Origin of the sequence: Arthrobacter crystallopoietes (genome assembly GCF_002849715.1) — a bacterium.
In the GTDB taxonomy this organism is placed as follows: domain Bacteria; phylum Actinomycetota; class Actinomycetes; order Actinomycetales; family Micrococcaceae; genus Crystallibacter; species Crystallibacter crystallopoietes.
This window is the reverse complement of the sequence record NZ_CP018863.1, coordinates 2624571-2648475: the sequence shown is the minus strand read 5'-3', so window position 1 is coordinate 2648475 and position 23905 is coordinate 2624571. Positions and strand designations below refer to the sequence as shown.

Sequence of the window (23905 nt, the reverse complement as noted above, 5' to 3'; positions counted from 1 at the left end):
TGGAGATATCCATCCCGGCGCAAGGAGCATTAGCATGGCACGGATCCTTATGGTCGTCTCGGCCGCAAACTCGCTCACTATGAAGGACGGCACCGAGCACCCCACCGGCTACTGGGCCGAGGAGCTGGTGGTCTCCCACCGTCTCCTGAGCGAAGCCGGCCACACCGTCAATATCGCGACGCCCGGCGGCAAAAAGCCTACGGTGGATGCCATCAGCCTCACCGCGGAGTCGGCCGGCAGCCAGCAGAAGGCCGAGGACTTCACCGCCTATCTGGCGGAGATCGACGCCGAGCTTTCGCACCCCTTTGTGCTCTCCGAGGTAGACCCCACGTACTACAACGCGATTGTGCTGCCCGGCGGCCACGGCCCCATGGCCGACCTCGCCACGGATTCGGATCTGGGCCGGCTGCTGGCCGAGGCGGACCGCGCGGAAATCATCATCGCCCCGTTCTGCCATGGCCCGGCCGGATTGCTCAGCGCGAGGAACGACGACGGCGAATTCGCCTTTGTGGGCAGGCGCCTGACCGTTTTCACGGACGAGGAAGAGCTCGGCGGCGGCACCGGCGACAACACACCCTGGCTGGTCGAGTCGACGCTGCGGGCCAACGGCGCCATTGTGCAGGCGGGTCCCGCGTGGGCCAGCAATGTGGTCATCGACGGTAACCTCATCAGCGGGCAGAACCCGCAGTCCAGCGAGGCCGTTGCCAAGGAAGTCCTCGCCGCCCTCGGTCCCGCTCCCGCCGGGGCCCAGGACGATGAAGCCGAATTTGATGCGGACCGGGACGAAGATGTTCGCGACGATGACTACTGAGCGGCGCACGCCCGCCGGGCAAACGGCGGCTGCTCGACGGAAGGCGGGTACACCGTGGGGCTGAAAAGCGCGTTCTTTGCCGCACGCTACGACTCCGCCACGCGCTTCGCCGAGTCCCAGGTCCTCGGTCGGCGCCGGGCTGCGCTGCTGTCCGGCTTGCAGGGCAGGGTGATCGACGTCGGCGCCGGGACCGGGGCCAACCTGCCGCATTTCCCGCCGTCGTGCACTGTTGTTGCGGTGGAGCCGGACCCGGATATGCGCAAGCGGCTGGAAGCGAAAATCGGCACCGCTACGACAGACGTGACGATCGACGACGGCGAAGCGGACCGGCTTCCCGCAGAGGATTCCAGCGTTGATGCCGTGGTCTACACTCTGGTGCTCTGCACGGTGCCGGACCAGGCATCCGCCCTGGCCGAGGCACGGCGGGTGCTCAAGCCCGGCGGAAAACTGCTGTTTCTGGAACATGTCCGCGGGTTCGGTGTTCATGCCAAGGTGCAGGATCTGGTCCGCCCGGTCTGGCGTTTCGCCGCCCAAGGCTGCAATCCCAACCGCGACACCGTGGGAGCCATGGCCACCGCCGGCTTTACCGTGAAGCTGGACGAAGAGTTCTTCATCGGGCCGAAATGGCAGCCGCTCAACCCGCTCGTGATGGGTACCGCCACCGCGAAATGACGCTGCTGTGCCTGCGGGAGCGCGTCAGGCCCGAGGAGGGAAGCGCGTCAGGCCCGCAGGAGCGCGTCCTTTTGCTGCCGGGAGATCTCGTTGTGGCGCCCGCAATGCAGGCACTCCGAGTAATAGCGGCGGCTGGTGGTGAAGATCGGGATGAAGAAGAGGGAGAATTTGCCGGCTTCCTCAATGAGGCGCTGCGGCCCGCTCACACCGCAGAACGGGCAAGTGCCCGGCCGGGTGGCGAGCACGCGCGGCCTCCTGCTGAAGCCGAACAGGATCAGCATGGCAACTCCTCCGCCTGGCAACTTTATGGGAGAGGCCGGCCCGACACCCCCAACTATCGTGCGGTGTGCCGGGCCGGAGCTTAGATGGTGGCTGTTGGGTCAGCGGCCGAAGCCGCCGAGCTTGTCTCCGAGGCCGCCGAGCTTTTCGCCCAGTCCGCCGGGGAGTTTGCTAAGCAAGTCGTTGACGTCGATCCCGAGCTTGGATAGCAGTCCGGAATCACGTTCGGTGTCTACCTGGTCAGGCAGCTCCTGCTGCGCCTGGTCGGCCTTGCCTGTGTCGCCCGTAGACCGGAGGAGGTCGAGGATCTGCTGCTTGTCGATCTGCATGATGTACCCGCTTTCCTGATTGTCCTGCTGTGAGGCTGTCTGCGCCGTTCCATCAGCACGATTACCACTCTGCCAAGCTCTGCAACGCCCCACAACCCCGCAGGCCGTTTTCAATCCGTTATGCGGGCAATGGACCTCGTGCGGCTATCCGACGCCGGCCGCCGCCGCGTGCCGGACCAGCCCGTCGTAGACGCCGGGCTCGTCGTCGTCGACCACCGGAACTTCGGCGCCATCCTGGTCTTCCTGGTGCAGCTCCATTCCAGGATTGGCCACATCCGTACCGTCGGCGAGAAAGAAGTGCGGGCTGCCCTGGACTTCGTCGCGGTGGGCAAAGTAGGACTGCATCATGGGTCCTCGTGCTCGACCAGTGTCGAAAGCGTCGCGCAGCCTGTCGACGTCGACTGCACTGCACGCCGTTGCGACGTCGAGAATTTCGTGGCGCATGCTGATGCAGCGGCTGTCCCGCCAGAACGCGAGCCGCAGCGCCATGTCGAGTTCCTCCGCCGCAGCGAGCGATTGTTCTTTGGCAGCGTGGACCGCTTCGTTGGCCGGCAGGCTGGTCACGGGCCACTCGTAGGGATCGCGCTGCCACTGTTTGAACTCCAGCTCAGGAGCCAGCGCGTTGATGGCGGACTTCTCCGGTTCGATCATCCGGGTTGTGAGGGCCGTGCGGTTGAGGTCCTCGAGCAGGAACAGCTGCAGGTCAACATGCAGGCGGCCGGTCAATCCGGCCGCGTCACGAGCCTGGTAAAAGCGGTGCAGGGCCAGCGTGGACCAGCCGCACATCACATCCGTAAAGACAGTAACGGTATTGGGCGGGACGTTTGGGCGTGCCATGCCCCAAGTATTGTCCTTCCCACCCGGCTCCGCTAGCCTGCGACCAGCCAGTTCTACTCACAGTCCGATCCAGGCAGCCAGCAGCAGAAACGAGAATACTCATGCGGAAAGTTACCTCAGGCCTCTTCCACTCCGTCGACGGCGTGGTCGAAGCGCCGGACCAGTGGCAGTTCGACAGTTTCGATGATGAACTCGGCGCGGGCCTGGGCGACTTCATCAACAGCACTTCCACGGTGATCCTGGGCCGGGTGACCTACGAGCAGTGGGCCGACTACTGGCCCACCGCCTCGGACCCGTTCGCCGACTTCATCAACCCGATCGAGAAGTTTGTTGCATCCCGGACGCTCAGCGGCAACCTCGAGTGGCAGAACTCCCGGCTAATCGACGGCGGACTGGAAGACTTCGTGCGCGAGCTCAAGAAGGGCGACGGCGACGATATAGCCGTTTGCGGCAGTATCTCTGTTGTGCGCCAGCTGCTGTTCGCCGGGCTGCTCGACTCACTGACGCTGATGCAGCATCCGGTCGTCGCCGGCAAGGGCAAGCGCCTCTTCGAACCCGAGGATCCGACAACGCGCCTGTTCCTGCAGGACTCACAGATCACCAGCAAGGGCAACGTGATCATGAAATACGGCCTGCTCGGCGAAAATTTGAACTGACGGCGGAATCTTTCATCGGGCAAGGCCAGAGCTACCGCTACTTCTTCTTCGCCTTCTGCTGTTGCTTGTATGCGCGCACTGCGACAAGAGACTCCGGACCGGTGACGTCGGCGATCGACATCGCGACATCGCTGCGCCCGTAATCCCCTGCTGCCTCCCGCCAGCCCGGCGCCTCCAGCCCAAACTGCTTGCCCAGCAGCGCCAGGAAGATCTTCGCCTTCTGCTCGCCAAACCCGGGCAGCATTTTCAGCCGGGCAAGCACCTCGGCACCACTCGGATTTCCGGCAGTCCAGATGCCCGACGCATCGCCGCCGTAATCCTCAACGATTGAGCGTGCGAGATCCTGCACGCGGCCAGCCATGGACTTCGGGAACCGGTGAACGGCGGGTTTCTGCCGGAACACTTCGAGGAACTCGTCGGGATCCATGTCGGCGACCTGCTGCGCGTCCAGCCCGCCGAGACGGTCGGCCATTTTTGCCGGACCGCTGAAGGCCACTTCCATCGGGATCTGTTGATCGAGCAGCATTCCCGTGAGCAGGGCGAACGGATTGGCGTTCAGCAGATCATCAGCAACCGGATCTCCGGACAGATAAAGATCGGTCATCGTCAAGGCTCCCCTCGGAAAACGGTCATTGGCTAATCCCAAGCTACACCGCGCACGCTTTTCGAACGCCCCAGCGCCTCCCTCACACCAGGACGATCTCTTCAAGCGCGAGGATGTCCTCGTGATAGGCCAGGTAAAGATTCGCGATGACCCGCGGGCTGGAGAGCGGACCTCCGACAAGGTCCTCGGCTTTTTTCAACCGGTACCGGACGGTGTTCGGGTGGACAAAGAGCACCTTGGCAACCTGCGCGATGTCCAGATTGCGAGCCAGATACCACAGGACCGTCTGCCTGAGCTCCGGGTCCCGGTCAAGCCCCTGGGCGAACTTACCCAGCTTGTCCGAGTCCTGCGGAGTCTGACGTCTGGCCAGCAACCACGTTACTGGGTCCACCTCGTCCAAACGTACGATCCATCGGCCGCCGGATCCGTTCGCTCCGGCCGCTCTCGCCCTCCGGCCAGCGATTCCGGCGGCCGTTTCGGCCTCACGGAAGGCGTCGGGTGTGGTGGCAAGATCCGAAAAGGGCTCGGAAAGCCCAATGAACACATCCTCCGCCAAACCCAGCCAAGCCTCGAGAGCTGCGGAGTCCGAAACCAGCGCATGGAATCCCGGTGGGCTTTCCGGCGTCCGACCGTTTTCCGCGAGCAGCAGACCCAAACCGCTGACTGCCGCCCTCTGCAGGAGTCTTTCAACCATCGGAGCTGCGATCGGCTCTTGCTCCAGGTTGGCGGCAACGACGGCGCGGACCCGCTCATACGGCACAAACCGAAAGGTGCGCATCCGTTCCCAGTGCCGGTATTCCCTTGCCACCGGAATGCCGTCCTGCAGCATACTGAGCAACTGGGCGTTTTCATGGCGTTCCTTCGAAACGGAGAACTGGCTGATGCCGTTGATCGCGCCGAGCAGGCGCTGGGTTGTCTCCAGCAGCATCTCGCCCAGTTCGTCGATCACGCCGGCGTTCCTGCTCGCGACCGCGAGCCAGTAGCCGTTACCACGCAGCACCAGCGGGCGGGCCATGACCTCCCAGCGGCCAATGGACATCCGGTCCGACACCTGCTTTGCATCCCGCAGTTCGTTCCAGATCAGATGAGACGGGCCTTCGCCCGTTGATTCAACAATCCGGCCGGAGTCCTCATACAACACCGCGGTTCCGCGGCAGACCGAACCGAGCCTGGCAATCAGCGCCTGGACAGGGTTCTCGGCGGAGACGCTTTGCAGCAGGTCATTCGTCAGCCGCATGGCACGCTTGAGGACATAGGAGTCCGGCGAAAGTTTGGACTGGTTGATGAAATTCTCGATGTGGTGGAAGGGCACTTCCGCCGCAACCGTGTACAGCGGGAAATTCGCTCGTTTGCACGCAGCGGTGAGCGTGCGGGGCACGTCCTGAAAGTACACTCCCACCCCGAAAAACAGCGCCGCCACCTTGGCCGTCTTCAATTCCGTTACCAGCTTATCGGCCAGCCCTGAGTCGCTCTCGGCTCCGACGAAGCGCAGTCCCGTGGTCAGCATGACGGTTTCGGGTTCAAGCCATTTCGCCGGGTCGTGGATCTCGCTGGTATGTGCCCCAATAACGACGGCGTTCGGGTCCCCCGGCACGACAGCCTGCAATCCCAAAGCGGCCTCCGCGACGACATCGGAGAGTGAAAGTGCCGGCCTTGCGTCCATCGAATGCTTCCTTGAAAGTTTGCCGTTGGTGCCGAATAAAAGGCGTTGGCGCGGTCATTGTAAAAACTACAATCGTGCTTTCCATTGTATTTCAATTCCTCCAGTGACAGAGAGCTGGGTCACACTGGATCGTAGTGGCTACGCAAAACCACTTCCTTGGAGGAATCACAAGATGGCTAATGTCCGAGTCGCCGTCGACGTTGGTGGGACGTTCACCGACGTCTGCATCTTCGACGAAGAAACACAACGCATGCGGGTCACGAAGGTCCCCTCCACGCCTGCGGATCCGATGCTGGCCGTCATGAACGGCGTCAAACGTGCCGAGATCAATCTGGCAGACGTCTCGCTCTTCTCGCACGGGACCACCGTTGCCACGAACGCGCTCATTACGCGCAACTTTCCGACAGCTGCCATGGTCACTACCCGGGGTTTCCGCGACGTGATTGAAATCCGCGACGGCACGAAGGACGACCTGTGGGACGCCTACAACGACGTCACCGGCCCCTACATCCGCCGCCGGGACCGCTTCGAGGTCACCGAGCGGGTGGATTATGCCGGCAACATCGTCACGCCGCTGGATGAAGACGATGCCCGCCGCCTTGCCGCCCTGCTGCGCAAGCGCGGCGTCACTACCATTGCGGTCTGCTTCATCAACTCGTATGCCAACGCCGAGAACGAAGTGCGCATGCGGAAAATCCTGGAGGAGGAACTCCCCGACGCAACGGTCTCAACGTCAGCCGAGATCCTGCCGGAGATTTTCGAGCACGACCGCTTCAATACCGCCGTCTCCAATGCGGTGCTCGCCCCGCTGGTTTCCGGCTATGTCAACCGGTTGGCGGAGGAACTCAAGGGCGGCGGCTACACGGGCGACCTGCTGCTGCTGCACTCCGGTGGCGGATCGATGACGCCGCGCATGGTGAAGCGCTATCCGGTACGGCTCGCCGCTTCAGGTATTGCCGCAGGAGCCATTGCAGCCAAGCACGTTGCACAGCAATGCGGTTACGAGAATGCCGTCGGGCTCGACATGGGCGGTACGTCGACGGACATTGCGCTGGTATCCGGTGGCGAGCTGCGCATTACCAAGGAATGGCAGGTCGAATACGGCCATCCGATCGTGTTCCCCAGCATCGAAGTGCTGACCATCGGAGCTGGCGGCGGCTCCCTGGCGCACATCGACATTGCGGGTTCCCTCCGGAACGGACCGCAGTCGGCCGGCGCCGACCCGGGGCCTGCCTGCTACAACACCGGTGGCGACCAGCCGACCAACTGCGATGCGAACGTGGTGCTGAACCGACTGGGCACTACCTTGGCCGGCGGCGCCAAGAACCTGGACCGCGGCCTCGCCCAGGACGCCGTCAACCGCGTCATCGCCGGTCCGCTCGGCATGAGCGATGAAGAGGCTGCCCACGCAATTCTGCAAGTCGCCAACGCCAACATGGCCGACGCGGTCCGTCTGATTTCCATCCGCCGCGGCTACGATCCGAGGGACTTTGCGCTCATTGCCTTCGGCGGAGCCGGCGCCCTGCACGGCGCTGAGGTGGCACGGGAGTTGAACATTCCCACCGTCGTCGTACCTCCGAGCCCCGGTGTTACCTCGGCCATGGGCTGCCTGCTGGTGGACATCCGCCACGACCTCTCCGCCATGTATACGGCGCTGGCTTCCGAAGCCGACCCGGAGGATCTCGAAGCCCAGTTCCTGAACCTGGAAACCGAGGCCACCGCGCGCTTGCGCCATGAAGGCGTCGATGAGGAAAACTCTGTGCTGCAGCGGGTCATCTCGATGCGCTACCAGGGGCAGTGGCGTTCGCTCGCCGTTCCCATGGGCTCCGGCAAGGGCGCCCTTGAGGAAGCCATCCAGACTTTCCACCAGGAGCACGAACGGGAGTTCGCCTTCCGGCAGGACAACCAGCCCGTGGAGATTTACCAGCTGCAGCTGTCCGCCATCGGCAAGACTCCCAAGCCCTCGTTCGCACCGGAGAAAGAACTCCTGGCCGACCCGGGCAATCCGGAATCCATGCGGCCGGTCTACTTCGGTTCGGACGGCTGGGTGGAGACGCCCGTCTTCGACCGTTCCTCCCTGCCCGCTGGCGCCACGTTCATCGGGCCAGCCATCATCGACCAGCTCGACTCCACCACGGTGGTCCCGCCGCGGACAACCGCCGAGATCGATGAGTGGCTGAACATCCGCATCCACCTGACCGAATTCAAGAACGAGGAGGCCAAGTAATGACTGACACGATACTGGCACCCGATACCCATTCCGCGCATTCCGCAGCACGCCTGGCTTCGGGCCTGGACCCCGTCACCTTCGAAGTCCTCAAGAACGCCTTCGCCACCAGTGTGGATCTGATGAGCGAGCAGATACTGCGCACCTGCTACTCCTTCGTTATCTACTCGCGCGACTTTTCCTCCGCGCTCTGCGATGCCAACGGCAACACCGTGATGCAGGGCAGCGGGGACATCGCCGTCCACGTGGGGACGCTGCATTTCCAGTGCAAGGCCATCCTCGAAGAGTTCGGTACGGATATCCACCCGGGCGATGTCTTCGCCATCAATGACCCTTACCGCGGCGGCACCCACTTTAACGACGTGAGCTTCATCAGGCCGGTTTTTTCCGAAGGCGAAGTGATTGCCTTCGCCCAGAACAAGGGCCACTGGGCCGATATCGGCGGCAACGTCCCGGGATCATTCGACGTCAACGCGAAGGAACATTTTGGCGAGGGTCTGCGCATCACGCCGGTCCGCATCTGGAGCAAGGGCATCTTCCTCCACGACGTGGCGCAACTGCTGGTCTCCAACACCAGGGCGCCGCAGCAGGCCATGGGAGATCTTCAGGCCCAGTCCGAGGCGACAGCGGTCTGCGAGCGCGAGGTACTGCGCCTGGTAGACAAGTACTCGAAGGACACCGTAGTTGCAGCTATGCAGGAGACGCAGGACTATGTCGAGCGGATCGTCCGCCGGCGGCTCGAGAGCCTGCCGCAGGGCCAGTGGGAAACCGTGGACTACATCGATTTCGACCCGGGCAAGGGCGAGGGCCTGGTGCCGATCCACATCAAGCTGACGCTCGACGGCAAGGGTATCCACTACGATCTGACCGGGTCAGCCCCGGCCGTGGAAACGTTCCTCAATTCCGGCTATGGCACCACGCACTCCGCCATCTACGCGGGAACCAAGACCTTCTTCCCGGACGTGCCGCTCAACTCCGGTTTCTACGCCGCGGTGGATGCGGAGATCGGGCCCGAGGGAACGGTGGTCAATGCCGGCTGGCCCTACGCCGTCACGGGTTTCTGTTCCGGCCCTTATGAAAAACTCATGAACGGAATCTTCGAACTGTGGTCCCGGATCATGCCCGAACGCGCCATGGCCTGCGCCTTCAACCTTGAGTATCTGCTGGTCGGCGGGCGGGATAACCGCACATCCGACAACCCTTACTTCATGTGGTACGACTGGATGGCCGGCGGCTGGGGCGGCAGGGCGAGCAAGGACGGCGCCAGCGCCACCGCCCCCGTCTTCGGACCAGGCCTGGCTGTGCAGCCCGTGGAAGGCCAGGAACGCCTCTCCCCTGTCCTCACCACCACGCACCAGATCGCCGTGGATTCCGGCGGGCCCGGACGCTTCCGGGGCGGGCTCGGCATCGAGAAGGGCGGCATCCTCACCGATGCCACCAGTACCGTAATGAGCTACTGCTGCGACCGCGCCCGTTCCATCACCTGGGGTATCGAAGGCGGCCTGCCTTCCATTCCCCATGGCGTCTGGCTCAACAAGGGCACGGCGGATGAGCGTTTCCTCGGCTCCAATTTCTCTTCGGTGCCGATCCAGTCCGGCGACTCGTTCACCCGGCCGTCCGCTGGCGGCGGCGGCTACGGCGACCCCATGGAGCGCCCATATGCTGAGGTCCTTGAGGATGTCATTGACGGCTACGTTTCCATCGAGCGCGCGGCGGCGGACTACGGCGTCGTCGTCCATGAGATCGACGCCGAACTGGACCAGTTCGAGATCGACGAAACAGCCAGCGATATGCTTCGCACGGACATCCGTACCCACCGCCTCGGATGGTTGACCGAAGACGCCGCCGTTATCGCGGAAAAGTACCAGAGCGGCGAACTGCACATGCTCGACGTAATCCGTCGTTACGGTGTCATTCTCGACTGGGGAACCGGCGAACTTTACCCCACCACAACAGAGCAGTACCGCGAGCTGATGGGCCGGCGCTCCTCCGCCCACTGGCACTAACCACCCGGCCGAAAGGCCGCAATCCATCCTCACCGCATGGCGTCAGGGACGTCTGTTCCTGACGCCATGCCCGCTTACGGGAGACAACCGTGTCATCAACCGAAGCACTACCTCAGGAAACCAGCAATTCAACGCGCATGAGCCGCGGCTCACTCACCATGGCCTGGTACGGGCTGGTCAGCGCAATGTTCTTCGTCTACATCGGCGCCGCCCTCGCCCAGGCCTACGGGACCCGAGATGCCTTGATCGGCTTGGGCCTGACCATCCTCAGCTACGGAATGATCAACCGAGTGCTGGCCGGCTACGCGCTGCGCAACGGCCTGACCGTCGCCCAGTTCTCCCGAAGCCTCCTCGGCCGTACGGGCGCGCTGCTGGCCACCATCATCTTTGCCGCCACGGCGATCTACTACGCAGTCTTCGAAGGCGCGATCCTCGCATTCGCGTTCCAAGCGCAGTTCGGCGGACCAATGGCACTCTGGTACGCCGTCGTCGTCCTCTACACCCTGCCCCTGGTGGCCGGCGGAATCCAGCGCTGGCTGGACAAAATCAACGGCTGGCTCCTGCCCGTGTACTGGGGCGGTCTCATTGCCGCGGTCATCTGGGCCGGAACAGCCCACGGCTTCTCCGACAACTGGCTCACTCACTCGGTGCCTGCACTCCGGTTCGCCGACGGCGGGCCGGGCTGGCTCGGCACCTACGCCGCCTTCATGGGGGTCTGGATCCTGATGATGTACACCATGGACTTCGCCGCGCTGGGCAAGCCGCAGGACGAGAAGTTCCACAAGCGGTACACCTTCGGCTGGCTGTTCTATGCGCTGGCCTTCGGCGCCAACGCCCTGATCGGAATCTTCCTGACCTTCACCATTCCGGGGCTGGAGGCCACCGAAACCGGTGTAGCCGGTGGTCTGGTTTCCCTCATGGGCTTGTTCGGCCTGCTGGTGGTCTTTGTTTCGCAAACGCGGATCAACACCGCGAACTATGCTCTGGGCATCTCGAACCTGCGGGAGTTCGGCGAGCGGGCATTCAAAGTGAAGCTGCCGGGAATTATCTGGAACCTACTCGGCGCGGTCATCATCTTCCTGCTGATGCTGCTGCCCGTTGTCCAGTACCTGCTCGTCGCATTGTCTTGGCAGGGCGCCCTGGTCACAGGCTGGGTGGCGATAGCCCTGACGCACATTGCTCTGGACCGGCGCTCCGGCAGACCCGCTGAACCTGGCCGCCTGCCCGACAGTTCGTTCCCGAGGGTGAACGCCGCAGGCGTCGCCGCATGGTGTGTTTCAGCAGCTATCGGTATCGGCCTGATCCAGTCCGGATTGGCCTGGGGAGCGACTGTGGGAACGCTGGTCACGCCGCTGCTCGCTGCCTCCATTTATGCTGGTTTGCGGCTGCGGATTCGTGATAATACGCTGCAGTCGCAGGTCTAACACATTAACCTGACACTGGGCAGAAAACGGCCGTTGAAGCTGATTTACAGCTTCAACGGCCGTTCCGTTAACTACCAGCAGGCACGCGGATGAGCTTCTTATTCACGAATTCGGCCATGCCATACTTCGCCAGCTCGCGGCCAACGCCGGAGCGTTTGACGCCGCCGAAAGGCAAATCAGGCTGTGAATCTGCCACAGAATTGATAAAAACCATGCCGGTGTCCAACCGGTCGGCAACTTCCTTGGCCCTCTCTACATCAACGCTGAAGACGGCTCCACCGAGACCATAGGGCGACCCGTTCGCCAGTTCGATGGCTTCCTCGGCATCCCGAACCTTGTAGACGACCGCGGCGGGGCCAAAGAGCTCTTCCGAGTAGGCGCGCATGCCGGGCTTCACGCCGGTGAGGACCGTCGGTTCCACGTACGCTCCCGGTCCTTCGACAAGTTTGCCGCCCGTGAGCAGTACAGCCCCCTTGCCCACCGCATCCTGAACCTGTTCGATCAGTTCTTCGGCGGCAGTCTGCGACGACAGGGGACCGAAGCGCGTTTCGGGCTTCAGTGGGTCACCCGGCTCGATCCGTGCCATCCGCTCGGTGAATTTATCCACGAATTCTTCATAGAGGTCCTCGACGATGATGAACCGCTTGGAGGCAGTGCATGCCTGGCCGGCGTTGCTCATGCGCCCGCCGACCGCAGCCTTGACGGTTGCGTCCAGGTCCTCGGAGTCCAGCACAATGAACGGATCGCTTCCGCCCAGCTCGAGCACATACTTCTTAAGGTGACGGCCAGCCACCTCCGCTACTGCGGACCCTGCACGCTCGCTGCCCGTCAGGGAGACGCCTTGGACGCGGGGATCAGCGATGATTTCAGCGACCTGCTCGTTGGTCGCAAAAATGTTGACATAAGCGCCGTCGAGCAACCCGGCGTCACGGAAGATTTCTTCCATCACGATCGCCGACTGCGGGCAGTTGCGCGCGTGCTTGAGCAGGATCGTGTTTCCCAGCATCAGGTTCGGAGCGGCAAACCGGGCCACCTGGTAGTAGGGATAGTTCCACGGCATGATGCCAAGCAGCACTCCGACCGGGGCCGAACGGACAACTGCCTCTCCGCCGCCGCGGACGGTCAACAGCTCATCTTCCATGAACGCCGGACCTTCGGTTGCGTAGTACTCGTAAATGTCCGCGACCAGTCCTACTTCGCCCTTGGCCTGGCTGACCGGCTTGCCCATTTCCAGGCTGATGATTCTGGCCAGCTCATCCCGGCGGTCCCGGTAGAGTTCGGCTACGCGCAGCAGCACTGCAGTTCGCTCCGGAACAGCCGTCTGCCGCCATGAGTCGTAGGCGGTCTGCGCTTTCTTGAGTGACCCGGAAATTTCTTCATCGGCGGCAGCAGCGAATTCCTGCAGCGTTTCGCCGGTAGCAGGATTTATACTCTTGTAGTAAGTCATGATTTCAAAAATATCGGCAGGAAGAGTTCACATCCAGCAATTACGAGACATTTCTTGATATGTCTTTCGCTGCCGAATGGCTGATATACGCCGGCGGCGATAAAGTAGAATGCCCCATAAGTGATTCGCCGGAAACCCGACATTCAGTTGTCGCTCCGCAGAAGGGAGAGAATCGTGGCATCACCGCCGGCGCTGCAGTCCCAGATTTATCGCTCCCTGCCTGAAAAGGAACGGTCCGAGGCCATAGTCCAGAGGATATCCACGGCAATTGCCCTGGGCATGCTCCGCGTCGGCGAACGGTTGCCCGTAGAGTCCGAGCTTTCCGACATGTTCGGCGTTGCGGGAGCGACCCTGCGTGAAGCCCTCGCTGAACTAAGGGAGCGGGGCGTAGTTGAAACACGCCGGGGCCGAAACGGCGGAACGTTCGTGGTGAAGTCGCCGGCTGCCCAGGAACAGCAGTTGCGGAAATATCTCCGGGATACTTCCATCGCCGATCTACGGGATCTCGGCGACGAGCAAACCGCTGTGGCCGCAGCAGCGGCCCGTCTGGCGTGCGATCGCGCGCATCCCAAGGATCTGGACAGGCTGGAACAGCTGGCGAAGGCACTGGCCGGAGCCGATTCCCCGGAAACTCAGGCGAGATCAGACAGCCGCTTCCACATTGAACTGGCCGTGGTCGCCCAGTCTCCGCGGCTCACCAGCCTGGAGATCCGGCTGCAATCCGAGGTCGGCCAGCTTCTGTGGAGTCCCATCGCCGGTGTTTTCGACCCGGCCACGGCCGCCCGTGAGCATGTGCGTATCGTCGATGCGATCAGGGCGGACGAACCAGACGACGCGCAGCGCCTGGTTGTCGAACATATCCGGCGGAACACCTACCACCTCATTGACACCAAGCTCACGCTTGCCCATGCAGGCGATGAACAGGAGATCTCATGACCGCGCCCGCCTCACCCCGCGCCATCAGCAGTGCGACGGCCATCGAGGCATGGCTCAATGAGCTGTACCAGGACCTATACGACACCGCTCACACGGTGGAAAAACAGCTCGAAGGAAAAATTCCCGCAGGCATAAAAATATCGCCAAAAGACATTACCGGATTACGCGAAATATCCAGCGCATTCCTCAATTCCCACGACATTGTTGTCGGGGCCGGAGTAATCTTTTCGATCTCGGCAATCAAAGACGCGGAGGGAGTATTGGAATGGTGGTTCAGAACTGACTCCGGGAATATCGAAAAGCTGGATTTCGATTTAGCTCCCGAGGGCGAACGGTTCTACGACTATGAGCAGCTCCCCTGGTTTTCCATCGCAGCCAAGACCGGCAGGCAGTCCGTTGCCGGACCCTATGTTGACTATCTCGGTTTCGACGAATACATCATGACTCATGCCGTGCCGACCTATGTCCATGGAACCTTCATCGGTGTAACCGGCTGCGACATCCGGATCCGCGACATCGAAAACAAGTTCATTCCGATCGTCCGCCGGATTCCTGGAGATGCCGCCATCCTGAATGGCCAGAACCGCGTGATCCTCGGAAACTCGGGACGCTTCATTGTGGGGGAACGGATCAAGGCAGCGCCGGAAGGATTCTGCTTCATACCGCTGAACGTCCCCAACCTGAACCTGCAGTTGATCTGCGCGGCCGGATAACCGCGCAGATCAACCGATCAGGCGTTGGCCGGCTCCTGCGGCCTGTCGGGCGCAGCCGCCGGATTCAGCCTGCTCTGGCGCACGAACTCTTCGAACAACAGGGATCGATCATTCGCGTCCCCGTCCGAATCCTCCGGATGCCATTGCACGCCGACCACCCAGGTCTTGCCCGGATGCTCCGTACCTTCAACCACACCGTCCTGCGCCAGCGCGGCAACCTTCAGTTCAGCTGCCACGGTTCCCACCGCCTGATGATGCCCCGAGCGCACGCTCACCGTGGGACGGCCAAGGATGGCCGCCACCTTCGAGCCCGGAGCCAGGTTCACTTTCTCGTCCAGGAACATCGGCTGTCCCGGTCCCCCGCGGTGCAGATGCCAGGGATCCAGATCAGGGATCAGCGTGCCGCCGCAGGCTACGTTGAGCAACTGCGACCCCCGGCAGATGGCGAGCAACGGCTGGTCCCGCTCCAGCACACCGTGGATCAGGTCCACACAGTACTGGTCCGCCCGCAGATCGACTCCGTAGGAGTTCGGCACCGGTCCGGTGTGGCCATACAGCGATGCGTCCACGTCGCCGCCACCCAGGAAGAGGACTCCGTCGTACTTGGCCAGCTCCGCTTCGGGAGTCAGGTGTTCCGCCGCACTGTCCACCAGCTCGGCCCGGGCTCCAGCTGCCAGCAGCGTTTCAAACGCAACACGCGTAAACCGCTCCATCAGCTCCAGCGTCTGCTGGGTCATCCCCAGGAACGTCAGTGAAACGACGACGGCGACGCGCGGTGCGTCTGCTGGCAGGTGCTCGAAGGCGGCGGGAACCACGTCCGCGGGGTTGACCCGCAGCCCACTCACCGGGCACCTGCCAGTTCTGCGGCGGCAGCCGCGTCACGGCGCTGCCTGGCTGCGTCGACAATCCAGACGAACAGCGCGTGGTCGGCGGGATTGGTCTCTGCGGTGTCTTCCGGGTGCCATTGGACGGCGAGCATGGAAGCTCCCGGCACTTCGAGCGCTTCCACCACGCCGTCCGCTGCGGTCGCCGTCACTTCCAGCCCGTCACCGAGTGCGCCCACGGCCTGGTGGTGGTACGAGGAGACATCCACCTGCCCGCTGCCGACCACGGTTGCCAGCAATGACCCTTCCGAAACTGCAACCGGATGTATCGCATCCTTATGCTGCACGGTTCCCGGTTCCAGATGCTGCAGCAGAGTCCCGCCCCGGGATACGTTGAGCAACTGCAGTCCGCGGCAGATCGCCAGCAGCGGGACTCCCGCTTCAAGGCAGGCGGCCATGATGGCCGATTCATACGCGTCCTGGCCGGAGTAGTCGGTGGGCCAGTAATGTTCGTCCGGTTCTGCGCCGTAGAGCTCGGGTGCCACGTCGGCGCCGCCGGGAAGCAGCACGCCGTCGAACCGGGCAACCTGCTCGGCGGCGCTGTCACCGCTTCCCGGGAACATGATGACAGGTTCCCCGCCGGCAGCAACGATGCAGCGCAGCACCTTGGCCGCCACGGCAACGCCATCGAAGCGCAGGCCGTGGACGGAGTTGGACCACATGCCCGGAACGCCGATCAAGGGGCGGCTCATACGGCCACCTCCGCCGCCAGCGGGTACGGCAGGTGCGGCATCCACTTGGTCCAGATCCGCTCCAGCCGCCCGTCTGCCACCACCGTTGCCAGTGCCGTGTTGAGCTCGGCCAGCAGGAAGGGGTTGTCCTTGGCCACACCGATCCCCCACCGGTTACCCGTGGGGTGCGTAAAAGCGACATCGTACGCCGGGTCTTCGCCAAGCGGCACGGTCACGACGTCGTCGTCCACCATGGCATCCACCTCACCGTTGCGCAGGGCGGCCAGCATGTCGCCGAACACGTCCGCCCCGGTGAAGGCAACCGGTTCGGCTCCCTCGAAGGTGACGGCCAGTCTCATGTTGGCGCTGCCTTCGATGGCCGCCACTTTGTAGCCGGCCAGGTCCTCCGGCGAACGGGCAGGATCGCCCTTGCGCACCAGCACGGTCTCGTCGAACACCGCGTACGGGTCGGTAAAGTTCACCACTTCCTGCCGTTCCGGGATGATGCCTTGGCCGCACCAGACCGCATCCACGCGGTGGTCGCGGACGGCGGGCAGCATGTCGTCCCAGTCGAGGTAGGCCCATTCGATGCGCAGGCCGAGCACCGAAGCCACCAGCTCGGCCGCCTCGGGCTCGTACCCGCGGCGGTTGCCGGCGTCGTCAACGAGGTTGAACAGCGGCGGCGCCTCGGAGTCGATGCAGGCCAGGCGCAGGATTCCCGCTGAAAGAGTCTCGACGCGGCTCACGGAATGGTCTCCCAGTACATCTCGCGGTCCCATTCGGTGATGGCGCCGCAGTAGCGGGCCCATTCCTCCTGCTTCAGCTGCGTGTAGATCGATACCAGGTCCGCCGGCAGCGCCGAGGTGAGGTAGGTGTCGGAGACGAAGGCGTCGATCGCGTCGCCCAGGGTGAGCGGCAGCTGGCCGCCGAGGGCCGGAACGTCCGCACCGCCGTCGTCGGGCATCCCGGGATCCAGCCGGCGGTTCAGGCCGTCCTCCATCGCGGCGATGAGCAGCGTATGGGACAGGTACGGGTTCACTGCCGCGTCCGGGACCCGGTACTCCATCCGGCCGTTGGAGGAGATGCGCACCAGGCAGCCGCGGCTGTCCAGGCCCCAGTTCGCCGTGCTGGGAGCGAACTGGCCGGCGTCCCAGAACCGCTTGTAGGAGTTCACGGTGCTGGCCATGACCGCCATCGAACCGGGAGCGTGCGTGAGCAGGCCGCCGATGGCGTGCTTAGCCGTCTCGGAAACGTGCAGTTCCACCCTGCCGTCGTCCTCGATCACGTTGGTGTCGCCGTCCCAGAGGCTCAGGTTGTGGTGGCAGCCGTTGCCCATCTGGCCGTTGTAGGGCTTGGGCATGAAGCTGGCGGTGACGCCGAATTCGCGGGCCACCTGCTTGCAGATCTGGCGGTAGGTGACCAGCCGGTCGGCCGTGTTTTCCACCCGGTCGTACATCCAGTTGAGCTCGAGCTGGCCGTCGTCTTCGTAGTCGCCCTCAATCATGTCCAGGCCCATGGCCTTGGCGTAGGTGACCAGCTTCTTGTAGATCGGACGCATCCGCTCCAGGTTCTCCACCTGGTAGGCCGGGCTGGTGCCGGGCTTCTTGACCACTTCGAGGCCGGGGCCCTCCCAGGTCATCTCGGGTTCGGTTCCGGAGCGGACCTCGAAGCCGGTGCCGGCGGTGAAGGCCTCGTGCGAGCGGATCAGCAGCGAGCGGGTGTCGATCGGGAGCAGGCGGCCGCCGACCTCCGGCAGGTGCGGGGGCTCGTAGGCCGTGCAGAAGATCCGCGCCACCGAGGTGTCCCACGGCAGCACCACGAATGTATCGGGCTCCGGTAGTGCCCAGAACTCACGCGCCTCGATCCCGCCGCCGATCAGGTTGCCGTGGCGGTCATTCTGCAAGTCGGACAGCGCCGTCCGGTGGAAGCAGATGCCCTTTTCCAGGTTGCGCTTGAAGTGGTTGGCCGGGACCATTTTGGCCACCATGCGGGAGCCGATGGTCGGCAGCGCGTAGTACACATACTCGACGCCGGCCTCCTCGATCTTGCGGCCGAGCTCGCGCACGGTTTCGGGACGCAGGTTGCGCTCCTGGTGCCGTGCGAAGGCACCGCGGTCGTTGAGGGATTGCTGCAGGTCGATGGCGGCCAGATCGGGCCGCACGGGGGTGAGTGTCATGATGGTCTTCTTTCTCGTCAGTGTGCGATGCCGGTCAGACGGCTGCCAGATTGGCGCCGGCGGGGATGCCGGATTCGTTCACGAGCTTGCGGTAGTGCAGTTGGCGGTCCGCCGGCAGGGCTGCGGTCACCGCGCCGATCAACCGGCCGTCGCGGTAGTAAGCCAGGGCGGTTCCCTCCCAAGGGCGGGACGGGTTTCCTTCGAGAACCTCGATGGTGTCGGCCAGTGCGGGGCTGCCGACCCCCTGGATGCGGGTCTTGAAGATGTCGGTCCAGAAAGACGGCAACGGTGCCGCCGGCTCGGGAACAACATCGCCCTTGAGCCTCGCCACCAGTGCCGGCGCGGCGATTTTGGCCGTATCGGCCGGAGTGGCCCAATGTTCAACGCGGCGGGCAGGTCCTCCGGCGCGACGGTCCGGGTAGCGGGCAACGTCGCCCACCGCAACCACGTGTTCCGCTCCGAGCACCTGGAGGTGTTCGTTGCAAAGCACGCCGTCGCTGAGGTCCAGTCCGTTTCCCGCCAGCCACTCGACGTTCGGGAGCGAGCCGACGGCCTCAATAACGACGTCGGCGGCTACTTCCGTGCCGTCCTCGAGCCGGACACCTGCACAGCGCCCGGCGCCTTCCGTGTAGGTTCCGGGCACGTCGAGGAACTCGGTGACCCGTTTGCCGGCAACGCAATCAATGCCGTGCGTCTGCAGGAAGGTGCGGATACCGGCGCTCAGTTCGCGGCCGAGCGGGCGTTCCATCGGGCCGCCGGTCCCCTCGATGAGCGAGACCTGGCAGCCCAGACCGGCCGCAGTCGCGGCAGCCTCGCAGCCGATGAAACCGGCGCCGATCACCACCACCCTGGTTTTGGGCTTGAGCTCGCCGTGCAACACCAAAGTGTCCTCGAGACGGCGGATCACATGGCGGCCGGCAGTGGGTCCGGGAACCGGCACCCGCCGTGGCCGGAGACCGGTGGCAATCACCAATCCGTCGTACGCCAGCTCTTCCCCAGTGCCCAGCGTCAGGGTGCGGGCAGCGAGGTCCGCCGCGGTAACCGCGGCGCCGAGCCGCCATCGGATATCGGTGGCCGTGCGGCGTTGCCGAAGCTGTACCGCGGCAAGCGCCTCCTCGCGGGAACCGGGTGCGGCGAGCAGGTCCTTGGACAGCGGGGGCCGGTTATAGGGCGGATGAATCTCATCGCCAACGACGACGATCTCTTCGTCCCAGCCAGCTGCGCGCAGTTGTTCGGCGGCGCGCAGTCCTCCCATCGAGGCTCCTGCAATGACAATTCTGCGGCTCATGTCAGTCCTTGAGGAAGATCGCCTGGACCGGGCAGACGTCGATGGCTTCCTCCACCTCGTCCAGCAGTCCGTCGTCGAAAGTTGCCTCGTACTCGAGCTCGCCGTCGGCGTTCATCCGGAACACATCCGGCGCGGCGATGGCGCACTGGCCGTGGTTGTCGCAGAGGCTGCGGTCTACGTCGATGGTCTTCATCAGATTTGTCCTTCCTAAGATGTCTGCAGGTTTTCAGGGCCGCTAGGACCGCTTGGTGAAGCCGATGGGCAGGCGGATCGGACCGGTGTTGCCCGAGTCCGGCAGCCACTCGTCCCCGCCGGCCAGGTGCGGCTGGGCCATGCGGCTGGCCAGCAGCGGCAACGCCTCGCTCATGTCCGCGCGCGCCACAAAGTGCCCCAGGCAGTGGTGCACGCCGCCGCCGAATCCGTAGTGCGGAGCGTGCTCGCCGAGCAGGTCCATCTCCGGGTTCGGGAAAGCCTTCGGGTCGGTGCCCGATGACTGCGTGAACAGGTGGACGGTGGTGCCCTTTTCGATGAACAGGTCCTGGTAGGTGAAGTCCTCGACTGCCTCCCGTGTCACCCAGGTGACCGTGGGGTTGATACGCATGACTTCCTCCACGGCCTTGCCGCCCAGGTCCGGACATTGGGCCAGCAGTTCCCACTGCTCCGGGTTGTGCATGAAGGACTGCATGGCCAGCCCGAGCTGGTTGCGCGTGGTGTCCATGCCGCCGAAGATCAGCAGCACCAGTGCGTTGCGCAGCTCCTCGTCGCTGAGCCGGTCGCCGTCGCGGTTGGCCAGTACCAGGCGGCTGACGAAGTCTTCGCCCGGATTGGCCTGGCGGTCCTTGATCAGCTCCTCGGCGTATTCGTAGAGCTCGGCGACGGCGGCGTCCACCTTCGCCAGGTCCTGCTTGAAGGTCACGCCCAGTGCCAGTCCTACGGTCGAGGCCAGCCGGGCAATCGTCGGCCATTCGCTTTCCGGAATGCCCAGCAGGATGGTCAACACCCGCGTGGCATACGGTTCGGCAAAGTCCCGGATGAACTCGCATTCACCCTTGTCGATGAAGGCGTCGATCAGCTCGTTCGCCAGGGCCTGGAAGCGCGGCACCAGGTCCTTGATCAGCCGGGGCGAGAAGGCCGGGTTGAGCAGGCGCCGGATCCGGTGGTGGTCCTCGCCCTCCAGTACCAGCAGGTTCTTGGTCCACCAGTCATAGAAGAGCCCGCCGTGGACGCCGTTGTGCGCCGGCCACTTGGCGCTGCCCTGCGAGAGCTTGGGGCTCTTGAGCAGCTTGCTGACCTCGTCATACCGCAGCACGGCGATGCCATAGTTGGTCCGTGCGTACCAGCTCTGCTCCCGGGCCGCGCGCAGCTCTTCGGACTGCATGGCGAACGATGGATCCGAGATGTTCAGGTAGGGAACCTGGACGGTAGGCGTACTCATGATGTGGAACCTGTTTCTTTCTTTGCTGATGGAACTGAAGGGCGCGGCAACCGCGTTAGGGCTTGAGGGAACGTGCCGGCGCGGAGGGGACGGCATCCCCGAAGGGCGCGTCACCCTTGAGGTAGGGCTTCTTCCACGCCATGTAGACCAGGCCGATTACGACGACGCCGACCGCCGAGATCAGCACGATGTAGTTGGAGAACCAGCCGGCCTCCGGGGTCCGCGGCCAAGCCATGTTCACCATGCCGAGCACGCCCCAGGCCAGTGCGGCCACGTAGACCGGAGTGCCCCAGGCGCCCAGCTGGAAGGCGCCGCGCGGCTTCCAGCCCTTGAGCCGGGCACGCAGCGCGGCGAGCACCACCATCTGGAAGCCCATGTACATACCCATGGCGGCGAAGGAAATGATGGTGATCAGGGCATCCTCGGAGACCTTGGAGCCGATCACGATCAGTGCCGGAACCAGGCCGGCCAGCAGCAGGGCATACGGCGGAACGTGGCGGGATTCGCTGAACTTGCTGAGCAGTTTGCTGGCCGGAAGGATACCGTCGCGGGCCATCGAGTACGCCAGGCGGGAGGAAGCAGCCTGCAGGCTCAGGACGCAGGAGACAAAGGAGATGAGTACGACGGCGAGCACTACCTTGAAGCCGACCGGTCCGAAGGCCGAGAGCAGCACGTTGCCCACCGGATCGGGGTCGGCGCCGCTGATCACTGCGCCGAAATCGGGGACCGCGAGGATCAGGGACAGGCAGACGAACATCGCCGCGAAGCCACCGATGTAGATGGTCATGCGCATGGCCTTGGGGATGGTGCGCCCGGGGTTCGGGACCTCTTCGGCGACGTCGCCGCAGGCCTCGAAGCCGTAGTACTGGTAGATGCCGATGAGGCCGGCCGCGGCAAAGGCGATGAAGTAGTTGCTGCCTTCGCCTGCCCCGAAGCTCTGGAACAGGACGCCCAGATCGTGTTCGCGGGCCGCTACCATCAGCCAGATGCCGACCACCAGAGCGCCACCCAGTTCGGCGAGCAGGCCGAGCATGGCCACCTTGTTCAAGACTTTGGTGCCGCCGAGATTCAGCACGGTGGCCAGCAGGATGACGGCCAGAGCGGCCATGATCACGGAGTTGACGCTGCTCTCCATCCCCAGCAGTGAGCTAAGGAAGGGCCCGGCGCCATAGGCAACGCTGGCGATGGTAGCCAGCAGGGCGCACAGGTACACCCAGCCGTTCATCCAGCCCCATTTGCGGCCCCAAAGCCGGCGGGACCACGGGTACACGCCGCCGGCCACCGGGTAGTTGGAAACGACTTCGCCGAAGACTGTGGCGACCAGCAACTGGCCGACGCCGACAATAATCAGCGACCAGAACATGGGCGGTCCGGCGATGCCGAGCGAGGCCGCGAACAATGAATAGATACCGACAACAGGGGACAAATAGGTGAAGCCCAGGGACACGTTGCCCCAGAACGTCATTTCGCGCTTGAATTGCTGATCGTACGAATAGCCAAGGCTGGCGAGGTGCGCGGCATCTTCATCGATGCCGGCCTCCCCAGCGGGCTTCGTCATTTCGGCAGACATTGCTCTCCTTCTTGAACGGTGAGTCAAGGCAGTAAGTCGGATGGAAGCGGCCGGTACATCAACGCTGAACCCCCATGTCCCCGCCGTGATGCACCTCACGTGACCGCGATCACTGAAAAACTCTACAAATGAATGTTTATTCTGGCAAGGGGTAAATGCTGGCATCTTTGGGGGCAACGCGGCCCGTGTCCGTCTTTCCGCTCGAAATCAAGGTATTTCCAAGGCAACGGGCACGATAAAGAGCCGGATCACAACTCCAACCGGTCCAGCGAAAAGCTTCGTTTCCGCTGTATTTTTTCTTTTCGCCCTGACGCTCAGAGCAAGGGCCAGGCGCGGCGGCTCAGATCGTAGGCTCCCCAGGCGCGGGGAACGAGGTCGAAGGCGGCATCGCAGATTCGGCGGAGCTGCTCCATGCTCCCGGCGGGGAGCTGCTCCGGGCCAGGTGCACGGCCGGGGTCGGGATAGCTGTTTCCAATGGAAGCGGCCCACTCCAGTCCGTGGGAGTATCCGCTGCAAAACTGCCAGACAAAGATCAGCTCGGCCGGCACATCGCCGTCGGCGCGCAAGTCCTTCAGGATGGCCGTCTGCGTGCGGTTCTTCGTGGCATAGCCCCAACTGCCGCTCGCTTTCCGGCTGAAGACCGGCGGGAGCCCCATCGACTGCGCCGCATCATTGACCGCTTGGCGCAGTCCGTCGAAGTACTCCACGGCAGGCGCATGCTCGCCGGGACGGAACTCTTCCAGGTAGGCATCCCAGAAGGATGACGCGTTGAAGACCTCCCGGGCGATGAGCACCAGCGTGCGGCGGGAGCGTTCGCGCCCGTCTTCGGGCAGCAGCGCCCAAAGGACCGTCGTCGCGCATTCGATGATGGTGCGCACGAGCGAGTACGGCGCATGCGTGTTCTGCCGGTAATAGTCAGGGCCGTCGGGATCTTCGACAAACACCAGCCGCCGCAGCGCGTTGGCGTTGTCCGCCACGGCAGAGAGCGACTGCCGGATTATGCGGCTGACACTGTAGGAGGGGGCGAACCGCTCATCAAGCAGGAACAACGGGGACTTGGGTTCGATGTGGTCGCCGTCCGTGTCCCGGCCCAGTAGCGGCGACAACCCCTGCAGGCGCGCCAGAATGGCCTCCGCCGCGAGGCTCTCCGCGTCCGCCCCGTCCAGCCGGCCCGCACAATCAGGAGGAACCTGCGCGTCCTGCATGGGCAAAATCCTAGTCCCCCGGACAGTTCGACCAACACTCTGGACAAATTATCCAATTCAGCCTGTGTTGCA

At 63.7% G+C, this 23905-nt stretch carries 23 protein-coding genes; 8 read left to right on the top strand and 15 right to left on the bottom strand.

Annotation, left to right across the window (positions count from 1 at the left end):
• The first annotated feature begins 34 nt into the window (after positions 1 to 34).
• Complete coding sequence (locus tag AC20117_RS12410) at positions 35 to 811, top strand: type 1 glutamine amidotransferase domain-containing protein (RefSeq protein WP_083339580.1); 777 nt, start codon at positions 35 to 37, stop codon at positions 809 to 811.
• A 54-nt stretch (positions 812 to 865) separates the two neighbouring features.
• Entirely contained in the window at positions 866 to 1483 is a 618-nt protein-coding gene (locus AC20117_RS12405) for a class I SAM-dependent methyltransferase (protein ID WP_083339581.1), read from the top strand.
• A gap of 47 nt (positions 1484 to 1530) precedes the next feature.
• On the opposite strand, the gene AC20117_RS12400 is transcribed toward AC20117_RS12405, so the two are convergent.
• From AC20117_RS12400 to AC20117_RS12390, 3 genes are all read right to left on the bottom strand, one after another.
• Complete coding sequence (locus AC20117_RS12400) at positions 1531 to 1764, bottom strand: zinc-ribbon domain-containing protein (RefSeq protein ID WP_074699468.1); 234 nt, start codon at positions 1762 to 1764, stop codon at positions 1531 to 1533.
• Positions 1765 to 1863: 99 nt separating this feature from the next.
• A complete protein-coding gene (locus AC20117_RS12395) occupies positions 1864 to 2091 on the bottom strand; it encodes a hypothetical protein (RefSeq protein WP_074699469.1) in 228 nt (75 codons plus the stop codon).
• Positions 2092 to 2235: 144 nt separating this feature from the next.
• Positions 2236 to 2928, bottom strand: coding sequence for a DsbA family oxidoreductase (locus AC20117_RS12390; RefSeq protein WP_074699470.1), 693 nt, complete (start codon positions 2926 to 2928; stop codon positions 2236 to 2238).
• A 101-nt stretch (positions 2929 to 3029) separates the two neighbouring features.
• Here AC20117_RS12390 and AC20117_RS12385 point away from each other — a divergent pair, with 101 nt between their 5' ends.
• Positions 3030 to 3584 carry a dihydrofolate reductase family protein gene (locus AC20117_RS12385; RefSeq protein WP_074699471.1) on the top strand — a complete coding sequence of 185 codons (555 nt, stop codon included), beginning with the start codon at positions 3030 to 3032 and terminating at the stop codon, positions 3582 to 3584.
• A gap of 37 nt (positions 3585 to 3621) precedes the next feature.
• Here the strand turns inward: AC20117_RS12385 and AC20117_RS12380 are convergent, their stop codons facing one another.
• On the bottom strand, positions 3622 to 4188 hold the full coding sequence (locus tag AC20117_RS12380; protein WP_074699472.1) for an HhH-GPD-type base excision DNA repair protein: 567 nt from the start codon (positions 4186 to 4188) through the stop codon (positions 3622 to 3624).
• An 82-nt stretch (positions 4189 to 4270) separates the two neighbouring features.
• On the bottom strand, positions 4271 to 5851 hold the full coding sequence (locus tag AC20117_RS12375) for a helix-turn-helix domain-containing protein (RefSeq protein ID WP_074699473.1): 1581 nt from the start codon (positions 5849 to 5851) through the stop codon (positions 4271 to 4273).
• Positions 5852 to 6023: 172 nt separating this feature from the next.
• Between AC20117_RS12375 and AC20117_RS12370 the strand changes: the two genes are divergently transcribed.
• The 3 genes from AC20117_RS12370 (at position 6024) to AC20117_RS12360 (ending at position 11508) form a co-directional block, all read left to right on the top strand.
• A complete protein-coding gene (locus AC20117_RS12370) occupies positions 6024 to 8078 on the top strand; it encodes a hydantoinase/oxoprolinase family protein (protein ID WP_074699474.1) in 2055 nt (684 codons plus the stop codon).
• On the top strand, positions 8078 to 10084 hold the full coding sequence (locus AC20117_RS12365) for a hydantoinase B/oxoprolinase family protein (protein WP_101632593.1): 2007 nt from the start codon (positions 8078 to 8080) through the stop codon (positions 10082 to 10084). Before AC20117_RS12370 ends, AC20117_RS12365 begins: the two co-directional genes overlap by 1 nt.
• 137 nt (positions 10085 to 10221) lie before the next feature.
• Entirely contained in the window at positions 10222 to 11508 is a 1287-nt protein-coding gene (locus tag AC20117_RS12360; protein ID WP_074699475.1) for a purine-cytosine permease family protein, read from the top strand.
• A 67-nt stretch (positions 11509 to 11575) separates the two neighbouring features.
• On the opposite strand, the gene AC20117_RS12355 is transcribed toward AC20117_RS12360, so the two are convergent.
• Complete coding sequence (locus AC20117_RS12355) at positions 11576 to 12955, bottom strand: NAD-dependent succinate-semialdehyde dehydrogenase (RefSeq protein WP_074699476.1); 1380 nt, start codon at positions 12953 to 12955, stop codon at positions 11576 to 11578.
• A gap of 174 nt (positions 12956 to 13129) precedes the next feature.
• On the opposite strand from AC20117_RS12355, the gene AC20117_RS12350 reads away from it, so the two are divergent.
• Together AC20117_RS12350 and AC20117_RS12345 are read left to right on the top strand one after the other, a co-directional pair.
• A complete protein-coding gene (locus AC20117_RS12350) occupies positions 13130 to 13891 on the top strand; it encodes a FadR/GntR family transcriptional regulator (protein ID WP_074699477.1) in 762 nt (253 codons plus the stop codon).
• A complete protein-coding gene (locus AC20117_RS12345) occupies positions 13888 to 14604 on the top strand; it encodes a cache domain-containing protein (RefSeq protein WP_074699478.1) in 717 nt (238 codons plus the stop codon). Before AC20117_RS12350 ends, AC20117_RS12345 begins: the two co-directional genes overlap by 4 nt.
• Before the next feature lie 17 nt (positions 14605 to 14621).
• On the opposite strand, the gene AC20117_RS12340 is transcribed toward AC20117_RS12345, so the two are convergent.
• The 9 genes from AC20117_RS12340 to AC20117_RS12300 form a co-directional block, all read right to left on the bottom strand.
• Complete coding sequence (locus AC20117_RS12340) at positions 14622 to 15449, bottom strand: gamma-glutamyl-gamma-aminobutyrate hydrolase family protein (protein WP_074699479.1); 828 nt, start codon at positions 15447 to 15449, stop codon at positions 14622 to 14624.
• Entirely contained in the window at positions 15446 to 16180 is a 735-nt protein-coding gene (locus AC20117_RS12335; protein ID WP_074699480.1) for a gamma-glutamyl-gamma-aminobutyrate hydrolase family protein, read from the bottom strand. Before AC20117_RS12335 ends, AC20117_RS12340 begins: the two co-directional genes overlap by 4 nt.
• Positions 16177 to 16905, bottom strand: coding sequence for an ABC transporter substrate-binding protein (locus tag AC20117_RS12330; protein WP_074699481.1), 729 nt, complete (start codon positions 16903 to 16905; stop codon positions 16177 to 16179). The genes AC20117_RS12335 and AC20117_RS12330 overlap by 4 nt, the downstream gene beginning before the upstream one ends.
• Positions 16902 to 18335, bottom strand: a complete 1434-nt coding sequence (locus AC20117_RS12325; RefSeq protein ID WP_170837935.1) for a glutamine synthetase family protein — start codon at positions 18333 to 18335, stop codon at positions 16902 to 16904. Before AC20117_RS12325 ends, AC20117_RS12330 begins: the two co-directional genes overlap by 4 nt.
• A gap of 34 nt (positions 18336 to 18369) precedes the next feature.
• On the bottom strand, positions 18370 to 19623 hold the full coding sequence (locus AC20117_RS12320) for an NAD(P)/FAD-dependent oxidoreductase (protein ID WP_074699482.1): 1254 nt from the start codon (positions 19621 to 19623) through the stop codon (positions 18370 to 18372).
• A gap of 1 nt (position 19624) precedes the next feature.
• Positions 19625 to 19816, bottom strand: coding sequence for a ferredoxin (locus tag AC20117_RS12315; protein ID WP_074699483.1), 192 nt, complete (start codon positions 19814 to 19816; stop codon positions 19625 to 19627).
• A gap of 42 nt (positions 19817 to 19858) precedes the next feature.
• On the bottom strand, positions 19859 to 21058 hold the full coding sequence (locus AC20117_RS12310) for a cytochrome P450 (protein ID WP_074699484.1): 1200 nt from the start codon (positions 21056 to 21058) through the stop codon (positions 19859 to 19861).
• Between the two features lie 55 nt (positions 21059 to 21113).
• Positions 21114 to 22628, bottom strand: coding sequence for an APC family permease (locus tag AC20117_RS12305; protein WP_074699485.1), 1515 nt, complete (start codon positions 22626 to 22628; stop codon positions 21114 to 21116).
• Between the two features lie 314 nt (positions 22629 to 22942).
• Positions 22943 to 23833, bottom strand: coding sequence for a hypothetical protein (locus AC20117_RS12300; RefSeq protein WP_074699486.1), 891 nt, complete (start codon positions 23831 to 23833; stop codon positions 22943 to 22945).
• Positions 23834 to 23905: the final 72 nt, after the last annotated feature.